The sequence below is a fragment of the Aeromonas popoffii genome (genome assembly GCF_000820025.1).
GTDB classification, from domain to species: domain Bacteria; phylum Pseudomonadota; class Gammaproteobacteria; order Enterobacterales; family Aeromonadaceae; genus Aeromonas; species Aeromonas popoffii.
Map to the genome: position 1 here is coordinate 98,688 of NZ_CDBI01000092.1, position 18,635 is coordinate 117,322.

The following is an 18,635-nucleotide window of genomic DNA, read 5'->3' on the forward strand; positions in this document are numbered from 1 at the left end:
TAGCAAATGTCGCCCGGCCCTACCTGCCGCAGATGCCCATCCGACTGGCAGGCGCGGTATTGTGACTAAGGAAGGTGCACTCTGGCAAGGTATTCGTGCGATTGCATTTCCTGAAGCCGTGAAAGACAACGTTTGAATTCGAAATTCAGCAGCCCGTCCCCGTAGAGTTCTGTCATGGAGACAGCCGCCGACATAATGAGTTTGACGTGCCGCTCATAGAACTCATCCACCATGGCGATGAAGCGACGAGCCGCGTCATCCGTGCCCGCCCACATGGGCTGCACATTGGCCAGCAACACGGTGTGAAACAGGCGTGCCAGTTCTATGTAGTCGCCCTGTGAGCGCGGAGTGCAGCAAAGTTGCTCGAACTCCATGTAGAGCACCCCTTCTCCCATCCCCAGCGACGTCAATTGACGATGGTTGATCTCGACACTGCCCGCCCGAGCCTCTTCCAACCCGGTTAACTGTTGAAAATAACGATCAAGATTCGCTTTTGCCTGCTGATCCAGCGGAGAGTGATAAATCTCAGCCTTCTCCAGAGTACGCAAGCGATAGTCAATCCCGCCATCCACGTTAAGTATCTCGCAATGACGCTCGATCAATGCGATGGCTGGCAGAAAACGGGCGCGCTGCAGGCCATTTCGATAAAGATCCTGTGGCGGTATGTTCGAGGTGGCCACCAGTACCACACCGTGCCCGAACAACTCCTGGAACAAGGTCCCCAGCAGCATGGCATCCGTGATGTCGGAGACAAAGAACTCATCGAAACAGATGACGTCTATCTCGCTGGCCAGCTTGCTGGCGATGAGCTTGAGCGGATCGGCCTGACCGGTCAGCCCCTTGAGTTCGTCGTGTACCCTGTGCATGAAACGGTGGAAGTGGATACGCAGTTTTCCCCTCCCCGGCAGGCTTTCGAAAAAAGTATCCATCAACCAGGTCTTGCCTCTGCCCACTCCACCCCACATATACAACCCGAGGACAGGTTCCTGGGCCTTGGGCTTTTGCAACCAGCCCAACAGGCCGCGGGATCTGGTCGGAGTCGGGCTTTGGCACAAATCCTGATAGAGTCGCTCCAGGCGGGTCACGGCCATCGCCTGGGACGGGTCGGCCACAAAGCCGGGGCGCTGCAAATCCTGCTGATATTTTTGCTGCGGGGTCATCCTGTCAACCGCCTCCAAGTCCCTGAACAAAGGACAAAATGGTATCACGCTCTCGGGGTGCACGGTATAGTGCCATCAAGGCGTAGCGGCCACCCAGGCCGCATCAACACACATTGATTTAGCTGTAATAAGGAGCATCTATGAGTCTGTTAAATGGGATCCTGCTGGCTGTCGCCGCCTTGATTATCGGCATCATCATCGGTCGTTTCACGGTGCGCAGCCGGGATGCAGGACGTCTGGAACAAGAGCTGAAAAAAGCACACTCGGAGCTGGAAAACTACCAGGGCCAGATCAATACCCACTTTGCCGACAGCGCCGCCCTGATGGAGCAACTGGCCGAGCAGTATCAGACCCTCTATCGCCACATGGCGGAACAGAGCAAATTCCTGGCCAAGGCACAGGAGCCGCGATTCCGCGAAGCGCTGCTCGACGATAACGCAGATACCCAGGTCAACGAAGAACCCGGTATCCCGCCCCGTGACTATGCTGGCGCGTCCGGTTTGCTCAAGCAGTCCAGCTAGTTCTTTGCGGAACTAACTGCGCTGTATCGTGGTCAGACCTTGACGATTGCATTGCAACTTTTTCTGGGAGCCGTTTTTCATATGCGTAAACCTCTTTCTGTGTTCAGTGTGTTAGCCCTCTGTGTCGGTATCGCTATGTCAGCGACCCCGGTACAGGCTGCGCTGCCCTCTTTGCTGGCGAACAACCAGGAGATGCCGAGCCTGGCGCCGGTTCTCGAACAGGTCACGCCAGCTGTGGTCAATATCTCGGTCTCTGGCAAAAAAATCACCCGCCAGCGTCTGCCGGAACAATTCCGCTTCTTCTTCGGCCCCAACATGCCTGGTGAGCAGGTGAGCGAGCGGCCCTTCCAGGCGCTGGGCTCAGGCGTCATCATAGATGCCAAGAAGGGCTACGTGATCACCAACGCCCACGTCGTGCACGAGGCGGACGAGATCAAGGTCAACCTGAAAGATGGTCGTGAATACGCGGCCAAGAAGATAGGTGAAGACAGGCAGTCCGACATCGCGCTGCTGCAAATCAAGGCAGAGGATCTGGTCCAGATCAAATTTGCCGATTCGGACGAATTGCGAGTCGGCGACTATGCACTGGCCATCGGTAACCCGTTTGGCCTGGGCCAGACAGTCACCTCCGGCATCGTCAGCGCCCTGGGCAGAAGCGGCCTCAACATCGAAAATCTGGAGAACTTCATCCAGACCGATGCAGCCATCAACTCCGGTAACTCGGGTGGCGCCCTGCTCAACCTGCGCGGTGAGCTGATCGGCATCAATACCGCCATCCTGGGCCCGAACGGTGGCAACATCGGCATCGGCTTCGCCATCCCCTCCAACATGGTGCGGGATCTGTCCGAACAGATCGTCAAGTTCGGTGAAGTACGCCGTGGCCAGCTGGGGATTACGGGTACCGAGCTGACCTCAGAGATCGCCAAGACCTTCGGCTACAACAAGAAGGATGGCGCCTTCGTCAACCAGGTCATGCCCGGCTCTGCCGCCGCCAAGGCAGGCATCAAGGCTGGCGACATCATCATCAGCATAGATGGCAAAGCCATCCGCTCGTTCGGTGAGTTGCGCGCCAAGATAGCGACCATGGGGGCCGACAAGCAGGTTTCCCTGGGCCTCATCCGTGATGGCAAGGAACAAACCGTCAAGGTCATCCTGAAGAAAGCAGATGACAGCGAGATCCTCGCCAGCGCGCTGCACCCGGCACTGGAAGGCGCCAAGCTCAGCACCACGACCGAGCCGGTAACCGGCGTGGCTGTCTCTGATATCGATCCGCGTTCTCCTGCTGCCGCCTCCGGCCTGCAGAAGGGCGACATCATCATCGGGGTCAACCGCCTGCACATCAACTCGCTGGAGGAGCTGACCAAGGCGCTCAAGAACAAGCCCGAGGTGCTGGCACTGAACATACAGCGCGGGGAGTCCTCCCTCTATCTGGTTTTACGTTAACGCCCTCACACCCGCGGCCGTCGCCGCGGGTGATTTTTATCCACCGATAGTGTTATTCTCTGCGCGCTGCATGTACGGATGAGAATGACATGAAAATCCCACCTTTGATCAGTTACTTGGGCAAGTCTATCGGCTTCGGTTTAACCGTGGCGGCTCTCCTGTTGCTGATGTTTCCCGATTTCCGTGGCGGTGCCCAGCTGCCTGGCCTCATCACCAATGCCCGCGATCTGAGCTTCTCCTATGCGGCACACCGGGCCGGCCCTGCCGTCGTCAACATTTATACCCGCAGCTTCGCCCGCAATCAGGGCAACCAGGCCGAACTCAGGCCTCAGGGGCTGGGTTCGGGCGTCATCATGAACCCGCGTGGCCATGTGCTGACCAACTACCATGTCATCGCCGATGCGGACCAGATAATAGTCGCGCTGCAGGATGGCCGCGTGTTCAGTGCCGAGCTGGTCGGTACCGATCAGCTGACCGATCTGGCGGTGCTCTACATAGAGTCGGATAACCTGCCGGTGATCCCGCAGGATCCCGATCGGCTGCCGGATGTGGGGGATGTAGTGCTCGCCATCGGCAACCCCTACAACGTCGGCCAGACCATCACTCAAGGCATTATCAGTGCCACCGGCCGGATCGGTCTCTCCAGCATGGGGCCGGACAGCAACGGGCGGCAGGATCTGTTGCAGACCGATGCCGCCATCAACGAGGGCAACTCAGGTGGCGCCCTGGTCAACGGCCGTGGCGATCTGGTCGGCATCAACACGGCCGCCTATCACCTCAATAGCAATCAGGAGAGCTATGGCATCAGCTTCGCCATCCCCTACAAGCTGGCCAAGCGGATCATGGACGAGCTGATCGCCAATGGCCGGGTCATCCGCGGCTACCTCGGCATCTCCAGCGTCGAGATCAACCCCATAGTGGCCCGCATGATGAACCTGGGCGATCTGCGTGGCCTGGTGATCGAGAACCTGGATCCCAATGGCCCGGCGGCCAGGGGGGGGCTGGCACGGGGAGATGTGCTGCTCAAGATCAACGGGGAAGCCATCAGTGGCGTGCGCTCCGCCATGGACAAGATCGTCGAGAGCCGCCCCGGCACCAAGCTCACTATCTCGGTGTTTCGCGATGGCAAGCCACTGGAGGTGCAGGTCACCATAGAAGAAGACCTGCGCTACCAGCAAAGACAACAGAACAAGGACAATGCCAACGCGAGTGCCGCTGCCGCCAGCTGATGCTCAGTGCTCTCCATTACAAGGGCGGGATACCGCCCTTTGTCATCTCTACGCCCCCTTCTTTTCCTTATCATCCGTGAGGCGACTCACAGTTTCCGCCAAGCCTTATCGGGTCAGTCCCGCGGGCCAAGTGTGCCTTTGATCACACTAAGTTGGCCCCGATAGCAGCCCTCCGCCCCACCAACGCACAAAAATCACCGTTTTCAGCCCAAGCGCACGGGAATTTCCGCTTCGAATCGGAAAAACGCTGCCTCCTCTGCACGCCCCTGCGGGCTTAGGGTAACGCCATCCCTTCTGCCAGCCCTGGAGAGCAGACATTGCAAACAGAGACCCACGACCAGACCCTGACCCCGAACAGCCCGGCGTTGCTGCGCAAGACCGACCTGGTCCTGGCACGCATCCATCCCCTGCTGGCCGAACAGGACATCATCCCCAACGAGGTGCAACGGCAGATGCTGGCCTCCCATGTCAAGGCCATGGTGTGGCGCTCCCATAGCGGCGAATCCTTGCCAGAGGTCGACCTCAGCCTGTTCGAGGAGATCTCCCCTCTTTCCCTGCGGCTGGCCGAACAGGTCGTCGCCTGGCTGGACAAACTGGCCTATGAAGAGGCTCACCTCTTGTCCGTCCATTTCGAAGTCGCCAAAGAAAACGAACTCAGCTCACTCAAAGGAGATATCTAAATGTCAGCCATCAAACTCGTGATTGGAGATCGTCTCGGCAAGGGCCAGAAAGTGGGTGCTGGGGCAGAAACCGCCGGTGCCAGCGTGACCGTGATCCCTGGTATGGCCGCCGACATGAAGCTCGGTGATGTGATGAACAAGGAGCAGGCGGATCTCGGCATCTCCTTCTGCGGCAGCGGTGGCGCCGGTGCCATCACGGCCCAGACCAAATACGGCTACAAGTGCCGCTATGGCATGCGTTCCGTCGAGGAGGGTGTCACCGCCATCAATGACGGCTGCGTGGTGCTGGGCTTCGGCTTCATGGACAAGGAAGAGCTGGGCCAGAAGCTGGTCGAAGCCTTCGCAAAGAAGCACGGACGCGTCTGATGAAAGAGAACTTCACCACCCAGGTCATCGTCAACGGCAAGGGGACGACCCGCCAACAGGCGTTCGCCGCCGCCCTCAGTCAGGTGCAGCACTGCCTGCTCAAGGACAACCCGCGCGTGATGCTACGGATCGAACCGGTCGAGGTGCAGGTGCTCAAGGCCGAAGAGTCGGTCCGGGTGGAGAAGTTCCTGTTCTTCTTCCTGCCACGCCAGCGCCACGAGTTTCGCGTCCAGCTGGAGATCACGGTCAAGGTCACCAGCCTGGACGCCGAACAAGTCACGTTCACCCGGGTGTGACGCCACCCGCTGGCACCACCTCACAAGAAGGATACCCTGGATGTTTCTAATCATATTTATCAAGTCACTCATCATCGGCGGCCTGGTGGGCGTCGGGGTGGGGGCTGGCGCGGCGCGGATGTTCCACGCCCCGACCGTACAGGGCATGGGCGCTTTCCGTACCCTGGGCGAGCTCAACTCCTGCGAAGGGGATCCCGCCTCCCACTTCTCGTTCGGCCTCGGCTTCTTCTTCAACGCCTGGGCCTCGACGGTGGCGGCCGGTGCCTTCACCCAGGACGTGGACCACCGCATCATTCCGCACTGGGCCACAGCCGCACTGCTGGTCAAGAATCGGGATCTCGCCACCACCTTGCACGATCCCAAGAAGATGGCCATCGCCGGCGGCATCATCGGCGCCATCGTCGTCGCTTTCCTCAACAGCACGGCCGCTGCTGTGCCGGAAGCCCTGCAAGTCACCGCCGTCAAGGTGCTGGTACCGGCTGCAAACCTGTTGGTCAACACCGTCATGCCGGTCATCTTCTGGCTCGCCGCCATCGAGGCGGGCAAGAAATCCGGCTTCTGGGCCACCATCTTCGGCGGTCTGGCGCAACTCATCATGGGCAACGCAGTACCGGGGCTGGTGCTCGGCATCCTGATCGGCAAGGGAGTAGAGGAGAGCGGCTGGAACCACGTCACTCGCGTGATGATGGCCGCCATCGTGCTGCTGTTCGTGCTGAGCGGCTTCTTCCGCGGCTTCGACATTAAACTGATTGAATCCTTCCATCTGGGTATTCCCCTGTGGCTGGAGAACGTCCATAACCTGCTTAGCGGCAAATAAGGGGCCACCACATGGATGAGAAACTGAGAAACAACTTCTGGTACGCCGACTGGTCCTTCCCCATCTTCGTCGGCCTGCTCTCGGCCGGCGTCTTTGCCGGGACCCACATGTTCTACCTGTACGGGGTCGGTGCCTTCAACGAGGTAGCCTTCGTCGCCATGCTAAAAGCCGGCATGGACACAGGCGCCTACGGCGCGGTCGCCGCATTCGGAGCCAGCTTCCTGTTTGCCCGCATCATCGAGGGCTCACTGGTGGGTATCCTTGATATCGGCGGCGCCATCCAGACCGGGGTCGGGCTGGGCGTGCCCGCCCTGCTGCTGGGGGCCGGTATCGTCTATCCGGTGGAGAACTTCGGCGCCTCGCTGGCCACCGGTATGGCCATCGGGCTTGCTATTGGCGGCATCATCATTCTGGCGCGCAAGTTCACCATCAACCAGAGCAACTCCACCTACGGCGCCGACGTGATGATGGGGGCTGGTAACAGCTCGGGCCGCTTCCTTGGCCCCTTGATCATCCTCTCCGCCATGGGGGCCTCCATCCCCATAGGGCTGGGTTCACTGCTGGGTGCACTGCTGTTCTACGTGTGGAACAAGCCCATCACAGGTGGCGCTATCCTGGGGGCCATGCTGCTCGGCACCTTCTTCCCGGTCGCCCTGGCTTAATCACAGGTCGTCTCTCGGGCGGCATTTAAGAACCTGTTTGCGATCTGTCGCGAGAGGTCGTCAGCAAGGTGAAGAGCCGCGCAGGAACCGGAGCGTATAGATATACGTGAGGATTCCGAGCAGCACATGAGCCTTGATCACAGCCTCGTAGTAAGAGCGCAAGCAGGTTCCAAGAGGGATATCAGCATGTACGACATGATCATCAGAGCCGGGCGACAGGGAGATGGCCAGCTCATCGACATCGCCATCCGGAACGGCAAGATAGTGGCCCTCGGCCAGCTGCCAGCAAGGAGCGGGGCAAAGCGAACTCTGGATCTGGCAGGCCGGGTACATGTGAGTGCAGGCTGGATCGACGGCCATACCCACTGCTACCCCGCCTCCCCCATCTATCACGATGAACCGGACAAGGTCGGGGTGGAATCAGGCGTCACCACCGTCATCGACGCGGGCAGCACAGGGGCCGACGATGTGGACGACTTCCAGCGGATCGCCGCTGGCTGCAAGACCCGGGTGCACGCCCTGCTCAACATCGCCCGCATCGGCCTGCTGCGCCAGAACGAACTGGCCGATAGCCGGGATCTGGACATGGCGCTCGCCTCGGCAGCCATTCGGCGCCATCCCGAGTTTATCGTCGGCATCAAGGCGCGCATGAGCGGCAGCGTGGTGGGGGAAAACGGCCTGCAACCACTGCGCATGGCCAAGTCGCTGCAGCAGGCCCACGGCCAGCTGCCGCTGATGGTACACGTGGGCAACACACCGCCGGATCTGGACGAGATCGTCACCCTGCTGGGGGATGGCGACCTGCTGACCCACTGCTTCAACGGCAAACCGAACCGCATCCTGACCCCGGCTGGCGAGCTGCGGGTTGCGGTGCGCGAGGCGATGCAGCGCGGCATGTTGCTCGACATTGGCCACGGCGGCGCCAGCTTCAGCTTTGACGTGGCGGAGCTTGCCATCCGTCAGGGGATCCTGCCCCACACCATCAGCTCCGATATCTACTGCAAGAACCGCATCAAGGGGCCGGTCTACAGTCTGGCCCACGTGATGTCGAAGTTTCTCGCCATCGGCATGACGCTGGAGCAGGTACTGGCCTGTGTCACCCGCCACGCGGCCGATGCACTGCGGCTGACCGGCAAGGGGCGACTCGACGTGGGCGCCGATGCCGACCTGACCCTGTTCGAGGTCACTAGCGGCCCGACACTGTTTATGGATACCGAAGCCCAGTCCCGCAACGGTGACCAACAACTGCTGCCTCTCGCCGCCCTGGTGGGGGGCGAACTGGTTCTGACTCACAATGGGAAATTACACCATGCCTTCTGTTTATGAGAAATATCAGCTCAAACCGGTGATCAACGCCTCCGGGCGCATGACCATTCTCGGTGTCTCCACCCCCGAGCAGGAGGTGGTCGATGCGGTCAACTTCGGCCTCGGCCACTACTTCGAGGTCAAGGATCTGGTCAACAAGACAGGCTCCTATCTGGCTGGCTTGCTGGATGTGGAGGATGCGGTGGTGGTCTCCTGCGCCAGCGCCGGTATCGCCCAGTCGGTGGCCGCCGTGATAGTGCGTGGCGACCCCTACCGCCTTGAGCAGCTGCACGCCCATGCCCACGGGGTGCCGAGCGAAATCGTGCTGCCCAAGGGGCACAACGTCAACTTTGGCGCCCCGGTCGGCACCATGGTCAATCTGGGTGGCGGCAAGGTGGTAGAGGCTGGCTATGCCAACGAGTGCTCCCCTGCCCAACTGAGCGCCGCCATCAATGCCAACACAGCTGCCATTCTCTATATCAAGTCCCACCACTGCGTGCAGAAGAGCATTCTGTCGGTGGCCGAGGCCGCCGAGGTCGCCAAGGCTCACCAGTTGCCGCTGATCGTCGATGCCGCTGCGGAAGAGGATTTGCGGCTCTATTACAACCAGGGGGCGGATCTGGTTATCTACAGCGGCGCCAAGGCCATTGAAGGGCCCACCAGCGGGCTGGTGCTCGGCAAGCGCCAGTATGTGGAGTGGGTCAAACAGCAGGCCAACGGCATCGGCCGCGCCATGAAGGTGGGCAAGGAGGGGATCCTCGGCCTGACCCACGCCATCGAGCGCTATCTGGCCAAAGAGAAGGAGAGCGGCGCCGCCATGGTTGCCAAGATGACTCCCTTCATCGAACGCCTCAACCAGCTGCCCGGCGTCACCGCCAAGGTAGTGTGGGACAGTGCAGGGCGTGACATTGCCCGCACAGATATCGCGTTTGACCACCAGCAGATCGGCATGACCACGGTGCAGGTCATAAGCCGCCTGCAGCAGGGCAATCCTGCCATCTACTGCCGTGGCTACAAGGCCAACGAGGGGCACATCGAGATCGATGTGCGCAGCGTCACCATCCCCCAGCTCGACCAGATCCATGCCGCCATTGCCAACCTCGTACAGGAGAATCGCTGATGTCCCTTACTCCCAACTACTACCGTGATCGTGTCTGCCTCAACGTACTGGCAGGTTCCAAAGAGAATGCCGTCGCGGTGTACGACGCAGCTGAAGGTCATGTGCTGGTCGGCGTGCTCTCCAAAAACTACCCGGATATCCCCGCTGCGGTCGCCGATATGAAGGAGTATGCGGCCCTTATCGACAACGCCCTCTCCATCGGACTGGGGGCGGGCGATCCGCGCCAGTCCGCCATGGTGGCCGAGCTGGCTCGCCAGCTGCAGCCCCAGCACGTCAACCAGGTGTTCACCGGGGTCGGCGCCAGCCGGGCGTTGCTCGGCCAGTCACAAACGCTGGTGAATGGCCTTATCTCCCCCACCGGTACGCCGGGCATGGTGAAGATCTCCACCGGCCCCCTCAGTGCCCGGCAGCCGGACGGGATAGTGCCTATCGATACCGCCATCGCCCTGCTCAAGGACATGGGCGGCAGCTCAGTCAAATTCTTCCCCATGGGCGGGCTGGCCTGCCGCGACGAGTATCAGGCGGTGGCCGAAGCCTGCGCCCGCCACGACTTCTGGCTGGAGCCCACCGGTGGCATCGATCTCGACAACTTCGAAGAGATAGTGCGGATTGCGCTGAACGCCGGTGTCGAGAAGGTGATCCCCCACGTCTACAGCTCCATCATCGACAGCGAGAGTGGCCAGACCCGCCCCGACGATGTGCGTACCCTGCTCACCACGGTGAAACGGCTGCTGGCGTGACGAAAAAATGGCACCGGTTCGATCACTGGCCGGTGCCTGGCTTGTTAATGACCCGCTTGTTAACATTGACCCTTTATTTCCCGACAGGAGTCCCGCCCCCTCATGACCAGGCTGCCCCACCCCAGACTCCATCAACTGCTGACCCAACTCCATGCCGAACCGCTGCCGCAGGAGGAGCTGGCTCGCCGCCTCAATGTCTCCACCCGCACAGTGCGCACCGACGTGGCGACCCTCAACGAGCTGATTGCCACCCACGGCGCCCACCTGATCCACCAGCGCGGCAGTGGCTACCAGCTCAAGATTTACAATCAGGGGCTGTTTGACGAGTTGCTGGCGGCCCAGGAACAGGAGATCTGCCTGCCGCGCACCAGTCGCGAGCGGGTGCTGCATTTGCAGATCCTGCTGCTGACGGCTGAGCAGGGGATCAAGCTGGATGAGCTGGCGGATACCTGGTATCTGAGCCGGGCAGCACTGCAGGGGGACATGGCGGAAGTGCGGGAGCGGCTCGCCCATTTCGGGCTGCTCATTGACAGCAAGCCACGGCTGGGAATGCGCATCCAAGGGAGCGAGACGGCGATCCGGGCCTGCCTCACCCAGCTGCTCTATCAGGAGCTGCTCCACAGCAACCAGTTGCAGAGCCTGCTGCCTAACCTGTGCCCCAGCAAGACACTGGAAGTCGTGGGCAATCACATCCATGCCCAGCTCGGCCATCACCAACTACGCCTCGCCGACGAGAGCTTGCAGCAGCTCGCCATCTACTGCGCCGTCGCCCTGTTGCGCCAGGCGGCAGGACACGAGTTGCGCCAGTTTGCCAGCGACGACATCACCCAGGCCATGACCACCGTGGCACGCGACATCTACGCCGAGCTGCCGACCTTGACACTACAGGGAGAGGAGGAGATCACCTGCCTCGCCATCCAGATCCAGGCCCGCCTCACCGCCGACACGCCCAGGCTCAGCCCGGCCATGGCCGCCGAGAGCGAGCAGCTGGTCGAGCATCTGCTTGCCTATATCCACCAGCACTACCCCTATGATCTGCGCGGCGACCTGCAGTTGCGCGCGGATCTGCAGACCCATATCAGCGCCATGCTGCTGCGGGTCAAATACCAGATTGGCAGCCACAATCCGCTGGCGGATCACATCAAGCAGTATTATCCCCTCGCCTACGACATCACGCTTGCTGCCATCTCTGAGTGGATCAGGCACACCCCCTACCGGCTGACCCATCACGAGATAGGTTATCTGGTGATCCATATCGGGGTCGGGTTGGAACGCCACTATGACATCGGTTATACCCGTCGTCCCCAGGCGCTGCTGCTGTGCGACGCCGGCAACGCCACCTTCCGGGTGCTGGAGGCGCGCATCAAGCGAGAATATCCCCAGCTTCAGCTGACGACACTGGAGTCAGTGCGAGATTACGAGGGATTGGCGCGGATCGAGCAGGACTTTGTCATCAGCACGGTCAAGGTGAGCGAGAAGAACGTGCCCGTGGTGCAAGTCGCCCCCTTCCCGACCCAGTATCAGCTGGAGCAGCTCGGCAAGCTGGTGCTGATCGACCGCACCCGCCCCTACCTGCTCGACAAATACTTCGATGCCGATCACTTCATGGTGGTGCATGAGCCACTCAGCCAGAGCCAGTTGTTTGCGCGGGTCTGCGATCAGCTGGAGGTAGAAGATCGGGTGGAGAGCGGATTCAGAAGCTCGTTGCACGAGCGGGAACGCATCGTCTCCACCCTGCTGGGGGAAGGCATAGCCCTGCCCCACTCCCTCGGCCTGCTGGCGCGCCGCACCCTGGTCTATACCGTGCTGGCACCACAGGGAATCGACTGGGGCAATGGCGAGACAGCCACCCTCATCTTCGTGCTGGCCATCAGCAAGGCAGACTACGAAGAGGCGATGGCGCTCTACGACCTGTTTCTGGCGCTGATGAACGAAAAAGCCAGCAAGAATTTGCTGGCTTGTCGGGATTTTGCCAGCTTCAAAGGGCTGGCACGCACCGGTTCCTGAAGCAGAGCGGGGAGTGATTCACTCCTCGTTAAAGCCGGAGGTGAAGAGCGCCACCACGGCAGCTAGCGCCTCCACCTCTTCGGGACCCTCCACCTGCACTTCCACCTGCTTGCCCTGAGCTGAATCCAGCATCAGCAGGCCGATCACACTATCCGCATCGGCCTCTATGCCATCCTCGTTGCGCAGCAGCACGTGGGCATCGAAGCCCTGCACCAGCTCGAACAGCATCATGGCTGGTCTGGCATGAATGCCCAGTTTGTTTTTGACCTCCACCGAGGCTGAGACGGTCATCTGATCTCCCTATTGCTCCATCAATAATGCGGCGCACTCTTGTCGAGGGTGCGGTGGCGGATCTGAACGTTCTTGCCAAGCAACCGGAATGCGCTGACCAGCTGTTCGGCGATGAACACGGACCTGTGCTGGCCACCGGTACAACCTATTCCTACAGTCACATAGCTGCGATTGTTGCGCTCCAGATGCGGCAGCCAAGTCGCCAGCATATTCTCAATCTGCAAAATGAATTGCATCACGTCCGGCTGGCTGGAGAGGTAGCGGGCCACAGGCTCATCCTTGCCGGTAAAGGGCTTGAGCTCGGGGATCCAGTGCGGATTGGGCAGGAAGCGGGCATCAAACACGAAGTCGGCGTCCTTGGGGATGCCGTACTTGAAGCCGAACGACTCGAACACCAGCACCAGTTCGTTCTCTTTCTTGCCGAGCACCCGGGTCTTGATGAGCTCGCTCAGGTCGTGAATGCTGAGGTTGGTGGTGTCGATGCGCAGATCGGCGGTCGAGGAGAGCGGTGCCAGCAGGTGGGTCTCCTCCCGGATCGCCTCATCCAGCGACAGCTGTTTACGCGACAGAGGATGCAACCGGCGGCTCTCGCCGTAGCGTTTGAGCAAGGTGGAGTTTTCCGCATCGAAGAAGAAGCTGGAAAATTCGACCCGGCCCTCGTTGCGCACTTGAGCCAACAGGGTCTCCAGCTTGTCCGGACTCACCGGCAGGTTGCGCACGTCTATGCTGACCGCCAACTTGTCATACTGGCTCTCGACCGACACGATCAACTGGGGCAGCAGGTTGACCGGCAGGTTATCCACGCAGTAATAACCGAGATCCTCCAGCACACGCAGGGCAACTGTCTTGCCCGAGCCGGAGCGCCCACTTACCACTATTAATTGCATCTTGTTCCCTCACCGCTTGGGGTCATGACGGGGGCCTGCATATCAGGCCGAGGTCATGATCTGATAGAGATCTTCATCACTGGTTGCCTGACGCAACTGGCGGCAAACCGCCTTGTCACCCAGTTTGGATGCCATCAGGGAAAGGGTCTTGAGGTGCTGCTTGCACTCGCTTTCCGGCACCAGCAGGGCAAAGAGCAAGTCAACCGGTTGATTGTCGATGGAGTCGAAGGGGATAGGCTCTGCGAAGGTCATCAGGATGGCGGTAGGCGGGAACTCATCACCGATCCGGCCGTGGGGAATAGCGATACCGGCACCGATCCCGGTACTGCCCATCTTTTCTCTGGCCAGCAGGCACTCGAATAACGCCTGACGAGAGGTCCCCAAGCGCTCAGCGGCTAATTCACTGATGATCTCAAGGGCGCGTTTCTTGCTGGTACAAGGGACCGCACTTTTGGTGCAGTCCCGACTCAGTATGTGTTCAAGTTGCATAGTTATTTTTTATTTAACTTATCTTTGTGCTTGATGATCTGCCGATCCAGCTTGTCCAGCAGGGTATCAATCGCAGCATACATGTCGGCATGCTGTGAATTGGCGAACACCTCGCCACCGCTGACATGCAGCTTGGCTTCGGCGATCTGGTTCAGTTTTTCTACGCTCAACACCACATGAACATTGTTGATGTGGTCAAAGTGACGCTCGAGTTTGGCAAATTTGTTATTCACATAATCACGCAGAGCTTCGGTGATCTCGACATGGTGTCCGGTCAGGTTAATTTGCATAACATCATCCTTTTGTTTTGCCTAAACCAGGCGTTTGCGCTGATTGGATGGCGGGATCAACAAGGATTCACGGTACTTTGCGATCGTGCGTCTCGCCACCATAATACCCTGTTCGGCCAGCAAATCCGCGATCTTGCTATCACTTAGTGGCTTGGCGGGATTCTCTGCCGTCACCAACTTCTTGATCAGCGCACGAATTGCGGTCGATGAGCACTCTCCTCCTCCTTCGGTGTTCACATGACTGGAGAAAAAAAACTTCAGTTCGAAGATGCCACGGGGCGTATGCATGTATTTCTGGGTCGTTACCCGGGAAATGGTCGACTCATGCATCTCCACCGCTTCGGCGATGTCGTTGAGCACCATGGGTTTCATGGCCTCTTCCCCATACTCGAAAAAGCCCTGTTGCTGCTCGACAATACAGCTGGCCACCTTGAGCAGGGTGTCATTGCGACTTTCCAGACTCTTGATAAACCACTTTGCCTCTTGCAGATGGGAGCGGATGAACTGGGTGTCCTGGCTGGTGCGCGCCTGGCGCGCCATCGCGGCATAGGTCTCATTGACCCGGATGCGTGGAGCAGAATCGGGATTGAGCTCGACCACCCATTTGGGCCCCTTCTTGACCACAGTCACATCCGGGATCACGTACTGGGAGTCGCTCTGTATGATGCCATTACCCGGTCTGGGCTCCAGCTGCTGAATCAGATCCAGCACCTCCTTGAGGTCGCACTCCTTGAGCTTGGTCTTGCGTGCCAGGGTCCGATAATCGCGATTGCCGAGCAAGTCCATGTGCTGGTTGAGCACCTCCTTGGCCTCATTGAGCCAGGGCAGTTCGGGGGCATATTGACCAAGCTGGATCAACAGACATTCTTGCACCGAGCGGGCGGCGATACCGACTGGATCGAAATGCTGCACCCGCTTGAGCACGGCCTCGACCTCGTCGAGTTCCACCTCGACATCCTCGCTGCTCACCGCCGCCTGTATATCTTCGAGGGAGACGGTCAGATAACCGGAATCGTCTATGGCATCTATGATGGCGAGGGCAATGGCGGCATCCAGATCGCTAAACGGCGTGAGCCGCATCTGCCACAGTAGATAGTCCTGCAGGTTCTCGGTGGTTTCACCCTGATAGACGCTGTCTTCCCCATCGTGGATGGGGCCTGCGCTCTGGGCTGTGCCGGCCGAATAGACATCTTCCCAGGTGGTGTCCACCGGCAACTCATCCGGCATCTGATCCTGGGCCATGGCATCGCTGGAGTCGAGCTGACTGGCATCGACTGGCTCTTCCGGGCTGGTCTCCTGCACGTCATTCTCCTCTTGCTCCAGCAAGGGGTTGTTATCGAGCGCTTGCTGAATTTCCTGCTGGAGTTCCAGAGTGGAGAGCTGGAGCAGACGAATCGCTTGTTGTAATTGCGGCGTCATAGTCAGGGACTGACCGAGACGCAACTGTAATGTCGGCTTCATCTACGTCGGGATATCCTTATGTTCAGCGAGACAGTCGTCAAAGGAAATGAAGAGATGCCCCCTTACTATAGACTGAATTGATCGCCCAAATAGACGCGTTTGACCTGTTCATCTGCCAGTATCTCGGCCGGAGCACCTTCGGCAATCATCTTGCCGTGGCTGACGATATACGCCTTCTCGCATACATCCAAAGTCTCTCTGACGTTGTGGTCGGTGATCAAGACGCCCAGGCCTCTATCTTTCAGATGCTGGATGATCTTCTTGATGTCTATCACAGAAATGGGGTCGACCCCGGCAAACGGTTCATCCAGCAGGATAAAACGCGGCTCGGCCGCCAGCGCTCGGGCGATTTCGACCCGACGTCGCTCCCCCCCGGACAGACTCTGACCCAGGTTGTCGCGAATGTGGGTGATATTGAACTCTTCCAGCAGCTGTTCAACATTGTCTTCCCGCTCTTCACGGCTCAGCCCCTTACGGGTCTGCATGACCCCCATCAGGTTGTCGAACACCGACAGGCGGCGGAAAATAGAAGCTTCCTGCGGAAGATACCCGATGCCGTTACGGGCACGGATATGCATGGGCTGCAGGCTGATATCCTGATCGTCTATGGTGATGAGACCGGCATCGCTCTGCACCAGCCCCACTATCATATAGAAGGAGGTGGTCTTTCCAGCCCCATTCGGACCCAACAACCCAACAATCTGGCCGGTACCCACTTCCAGGCTCACATCGCTGACCACCATGCGGCGCTTGTAACTTTTTTGCAGGCCGACTGCTTTCAACACTGCCATGGCTTATTTTCCCTGCTTCTTCTGATCGGCTGGCTTGTCGAAATTCTCTACCTGAGCTGGCAGGAACTCAGTCCTGACTTGCTGCTGCCCACCTTTGCTTTCAGCAATCATCTTCTGCTTGTTGATGTCGTAGCGGATCAGCTCACCTTTCACCACGCTATCTTCCTGCTTGAGTTGAGCGTTGCCGGTGATGGTCACCAGCCGGTTCTTCAGCTCGTAGCGAATGCTGTTGCCGTGGGCATTGACCGGCTTGCCGTTATCCAGGATCTGGAAGAAGGTGGCAGGTTTGCCGTAGGCGGTCATCACCTCGGCCCCTTTCTCGCCGGAACGGGTCACTACCACCTTGTCAGCCTTGATCTGGATGGTGCCCTGATTGATAGTCACATTCTGCTCGAAGGTGATACGGTTGTCCTGCATCTCGGCCACCTGCTTGACGGCATCGACGTAGACTTTCTCGGCAAAGTCGGACTCTTTGGCACTCACGGTGCCGCACAGCAGCAGGGCCGCGAGGGCCAGATTAACGTTTTTCATTGAAATAGATGGCATGGCTCTGATCCAGTAATTCAAAATATTGACGTTCCAGATGACCCTTCAGGCCAACGCCCTCGGTCTGGAAATCCTTACCTACTATGCTGACTTTTTGATTGCTTCTCACGTTCTGGGTCACCAGATCCAGCTCCAGATAGGGGGTATCCAGCGTGGAGATGAAGGAGGTGGGCAGCAGACCGTCCAGATGCACCTTGTCCCGCAGGATCACATTGTCATCTGTGTTGAGTACGCCAGTATCGGCCGTGACTTTCCACTCGGCCTCACCCTGCTTGTCAAACATGTAGACCACCGGCTTGTTGAAGGTGGCCTGTTCGAGGATCTGGTAATACTCCGCATACTCGGACTCCAGCCGCTCGGTGCGCCGCCCATCGGCGTCAAAGCGGGTGGTGACCAGATTCTTGGCGGTGAAGTCCGGCTGATAGTTCTCGACCTCGGTGGGCGGCTCCGGCACCAGCTCGATATCGCCGAGCTGCCAGGCGGCCAGCGCCACCAAAAACAGCAGGGCGAACAGCAGCGTCTGTCTGCTCATACCGAGGCCTCTGGCTGATAGTCACCCAGCTCTTGCGCCTGCAGTATGAGGTCGCACACCTCGCGCACAGCACCCATGCCACCGCCAAGGCGGGTCACCATATCGGCACGACTCAGCACCAGTGGATGAGCATCGGCCACAGCGATGCCGAGGCCACAGGCCTGCATCACCGGCAGATCTATGGTGTCATCCCCCATATAGGCGGCCTGTTCCGGCGCCAGTCCCAGCCTGGCCAGCAGTGCTTCGAAGTGGGGCAGCTTCTGATCCGCCCCCTGCACCAGATGCTGCACACCCAGGCTCTTCATCCGATCGCTGACGATACGGGAGTTGCGCCCCGTGATGATGGCGATCTCGATCCCGGCATTTAGCAGCGCCCGTATGCCCGCACCATCGCGGGTACAGAAGGTCTTCAGCTCTTCGCCATCATTGCCCATGTAGATGAGGCCATTGGAGAGAACACCATCCACATCACACACCAGCAGGCGGATCTGCGCCGCCCTGTCATACTGGCTGCGCGTCACCGGACCATAGAGGGTCGGTACGTTTTGCATCAAATTACTCCGGCTTTCAGCAGGTCGTGCATGTTGAAGGCACCCAGCAGGCGCTTGTCCTCATCCACCACCAGTAATCCGTTGATTTTCCTGGTTTCCATCAGTTTGACAGCTTCTGCCGCCATCATCTCGGGTCCTACGGTAACACAGTTGGTCGTCATCACCTTGGCGATCGGGGTGTGATGGATATCCACTTGCAGATCCAGAATGCGGCGCAGGTCACCATCGGTAAAGAGTCCAGCCAGCTGGCCAGCTGCGTCGACGATCGCCGTCATCCCCAACCCCTTGCGGCTCACTTCCAGCAGCGCTTGGCTGATGGTGGCATCTATCCCCACCTGGGGCAACAGCTCGCCGCGGTGCATCAGGTCACCGACCCGCAGCAGCAGCCGCTTGCCCAGCGACCCGCCCGGGTGAGAAAGGGCGAAGTCATCGGCGGTGAAACCGCGGGCTT

23 protein-coding genes are annotated in these 18,635 nt (G+C 59.4%); 12 read left to right on the plus strand and 11 right to left on the minus strand.

Annotation, left to right across the window (positions count from 1 at the left end):
• Positions 1 to 65: 65 nt before the first annotated feature.
• Positions 66 to 1,160 (minus strand): cell division protein ZapE, encoded by a 1,095-nt coding sequence (zapE, locus tag BN1129_RS20525; RefSeq protein WP_042039072.1) that lies wholly within the window; start codon positions 1,158 to 1,160, stop codon positions 66 to 68.
• 140 nt (positions 1,161 to 1,300) lie between these two features.
• Between zapE and BN1129_RS20530 the strand changes: the two genes are divergently transcribed.
• The 12 genes from BN1129_RS20530 (at position 1,301) to BN1129_RS20585 (ending at position 12,346) form a co-directional block, all read left to right on the plus strand.
• Entirely contained in the window at positions 1,301 to 1,681 is a 381-nt protein-coding gene (locus tag BN1129_RS20530; RefSeq protein WP_042039073.1) for a Z-ring associated ZapG family protein, read from the plus strand.
• A gap of 81 nt (positions 1,682 to 1,762) precedes the next feature.
• On the plus strand, positions 1,763 to 3,124 hold the full coding sequence (locus BN1129_RS20535; RefSeq protein WP_042039074.1) for a Do family serine endopeptidase: 1,362 nt from the start codon (positions 1,763 to 1,765) through the stop codon (positions 3,122 to 3,124).
• A gap of 89 nt (positions 3,125 to 3,213) precedes the next feature.
• Positions 3,214 to 4,353, plus strand: coding sequence for an outer membrane-stress sensor serine endopeptidase DegS (gene degS, locus BN1129_RS20540; protein WP_042039075.1), 1,140 nt, complete (start codon positions 3,214 to 3,216; stop codon positions 4,351 to 4,353).
• A 317-nt stretch (positions 4,354 to 4,670) separates the two neighbouring features.
• On the plus strand, positions 4,671 to 5,033 hold the full coding sequence (locus tag BN1129_RS20545) for a transcriptional regulator (protein WP_042039077.1): 363 nt from the start codon (positions 4,671 to 4,673) through the stop codon (positions 5,031 to 5,033).
• A complete protein-coding gene (locus BN1129_RS20550) occupies positions 5,034 to 5,399 on the plus strand; it encodes a glycine-rich SFCGS family protein (protein ID WP_042039079.1) in 366 nt (121 codons plus the stop codon).
• On the plus strand, positions 5,399 to 5,695 hold the full coding sequence (locus tag BN1129_RS20555) for a DUF4312 family protein (protein WP_042039081.1): 297 nt from the start codon (positions 5,399 to 5,401) through the stop codon (positions 5,693 to 5,695). The genes BN1129_RS20550 and BN1129_RS20555 overlap by 1 nt, the downstream gene beginning before the upstream one ends.
• A 40-nt stretch (positions 5,696 to 5,735) precedes the next feature.
• On the plus strand, positions 5,736 to 6,512 hold the full coding sequence (locus BN1129_RS20560; protein ID WP_042039084.1) for a DUF4311 domain-containing protein: 777 nt from the start codon (positions 5,736 to 5,738) through the stop codon (positions 6,510 to 6,512).
• An 11-nt stretch (positions 6,513 to 6,523) separates the two neighbouring features.
• On the plus strand, positions 6,524 to 7,174 hold the full coding sequence (locus tag BN1129_RS20565) for a DUF4310 family protein (RefSeq protein ID WP_042039086.1): 651 nt from the start codon (positions 6,524 to 6,526) through the stop codon (positions 7,172 to 7,174).
• 186 nt (positions 7,175 to 7,360) lie between these two features.
• On the plus strand, positions 7,361 to 8,500 hold the full coding sequence (locus tag BN1129_RS20570) for an amidohydrolase/deacetylase family metallohydrolase (protein ID WP_042039088.1): 1,140 nt from the start codon (positions 7,361 to 7,363) through the stop codon (positions 8,498 to 8,500).
• On the plus strand, positions 8,484 to 9,599 hold the full coding sequence (locus BN1129_RS20575; RefSeq protein WP_042039089.1) for a DgaE family pyridoxal phosphate-dependent ammonia lyase: 1,116 nt from the start codon (positions 8,484 to 8,486) through the stop codon (positions 9,597 to 9,599). The genes BN1129_RS20570 and BN1129_RS20575 overlap by 17 nt, the downstream gene beginning before the upstream one ends.
• Positions 9,599 to 10,339 (plus strand): 2-dehydro-3-deoxy-phosphogluconate aldolase, encoded by a 741-nt coding sequence (gene dagF, locus BN1129_RS20580; RefSeq protein ID WP_042039090.1) that lies wholly within the window; start codon positions 9,599 to 9,601, stop codon positions 10,337 to 10,339. Before BN1129_RS20575 ends, dagF begins: the two co-directional genes overlap by 1 nt.
• A 102-nt stretch (positions 10,340 to 10,441) precedes the next feature.
• Positions 10,442 to 12,346 (plus strand): BglG family transcription antiterminator, encoded by a 1,905-nt coding sequence (locus BN1129_RS20585; RefSeq protein ID WP_042039091.1) that lies wholly within the window; start codon positions 10,442 to 10,444, stop codon positions 12,344 to 12,346.
• 18 nt (positions 12,347 to 12,364) lie between these two features.
• Here the strand turns inward: BN1129_RS20585 and npr are convergent, their stop codons facing one another.
• From npr to BN1129_RS24305, 10 genes are all read right to left on the minus strand, one after another.
• Entirely contained in the window at positions 12,365 to 12,637 is a 273-nt protein-coding gene (gene npr / locus BN1129_RS20590) for a PTS phosphocarrier protein NPr (protein ID WP_005331359.1), read from the minus strand.
• A 20-nt stretch (positions 12,638 to 12,657) separates the two neighbouring features.
• On the minus strand, positions 12,658 to 13,524 hold the full coding sequence (rapZ, locus tag BN1129_RS20595; RefSeq protein ID WP_042039092.1) for an RNase adapter RapZ: 867 nt from the start codon (positions 13,522 to 13,524) through the stop codon (positions 12,658 to 12,660).
• Positions 13,525 to 13,566: 42 nt separating this feature from the next.
• Entirely contained in the window at positions 13,567 to 14,013 is a 447-nt protein-coding gene (gene ptsN, locus BN1129_RS20600) for a PTS IIA-like nitrogen regulatory protein PtsN (RefSeq protein ID WP_042039095.1), read from the minus strand.
• Positions 14,014 to 14,015: 2 nt separating this feature from the next.
• Positions 14,016 to 14,303 (minus strand): ribosome hibernation promoting factor, encoded by a 288-nt coding sequence (gene hpf / locus BN1129_RS20605; RefSeq protein ID WP_042039097.1) that lies wholly within the window; start codon positions 14,301 to 14,303, stop codon positions 14,016 to 14,018.
• A gap of 21 nt (positions 14,304 to 14,324) precedes the next feature.
• Positions 14,325 to 15,764, minus strand: coding sequence for an RNA polymerase factor sigma-54 (locus tag BN1129_RS20610; RefSeq protein WP_042039098.1), 1,440 nt, complete (start codon positions 15,762 to 15,764; stop codon positions 14,325 to 14,327).
• Positions 15,765 to 15,829: 65 nt separating this feature from the next.
• Positions 15,830 to 16,555 carry an LPS export ABC transporter ATP-binding protein gene (lptB, locus tag BN1129_RS20615; RefSeq protein WP_042039100.1) on the minus strand — a complete coding sequence of 242 codons (726 nt, stop codon included), beginning with the start codon at positions 16,553 to 16,555 and terminating at the stop codon, positions 15,830 to 15,832.
• Positions 16,556 to 16,558: 3 nt separating this feature from the next.
• Positions 16,559 to 17,086, minus strand: a complete 528-nt coding sequence (gene lptA / locus BN1129_RS20620) for a lipopolysaccharide transport periplasmic protein LptA (RefSeq protein WP_042039101.1) — start codon at positions 17,084 to 17,086, stop codon at positions 16,559 to 16,561.
• Entirely contained in the window at positions 17,073 to 17,633 is a 561-nt protein-coding gene (lptC, locus tag BN1129_RS20625) for an LPS export ABC transporter periplasmic protein LptC (protein WP_042039103.1), read from the minus strand. The genes lptA and lptC overlap by 14 nt, the downstream gene beginning before the upstream one ends.
• Positions 17,630 to 18,184 (minus strand): 3-deoxy-manno-octulosonate-8-phosphatase KdsC, encoded by a 555-nt coding sequence (gene kdsC / locus BN1129_RS20630; protein ID WP_042039105.1) that lies wholly within the window; start codon positions 18,182 to 18,184, stop codon positions 17,630 to 17,632. The genes lptC and kdsC overlap by 4 nt, the downstream gene beginning before the upstream one ends.
• Positions 18,184 to 18,635, minus strand: a 452-nt coding sequence (locus tag BN1129_RS24305; RefSeq protein WP_042039106.1) for a CBS domain-containing protein, incomplete at its 5' end; no start/stop codon positions are given. The genes BN1129_RS24305 and kdsC, both read right to left, overlap by 1 nt.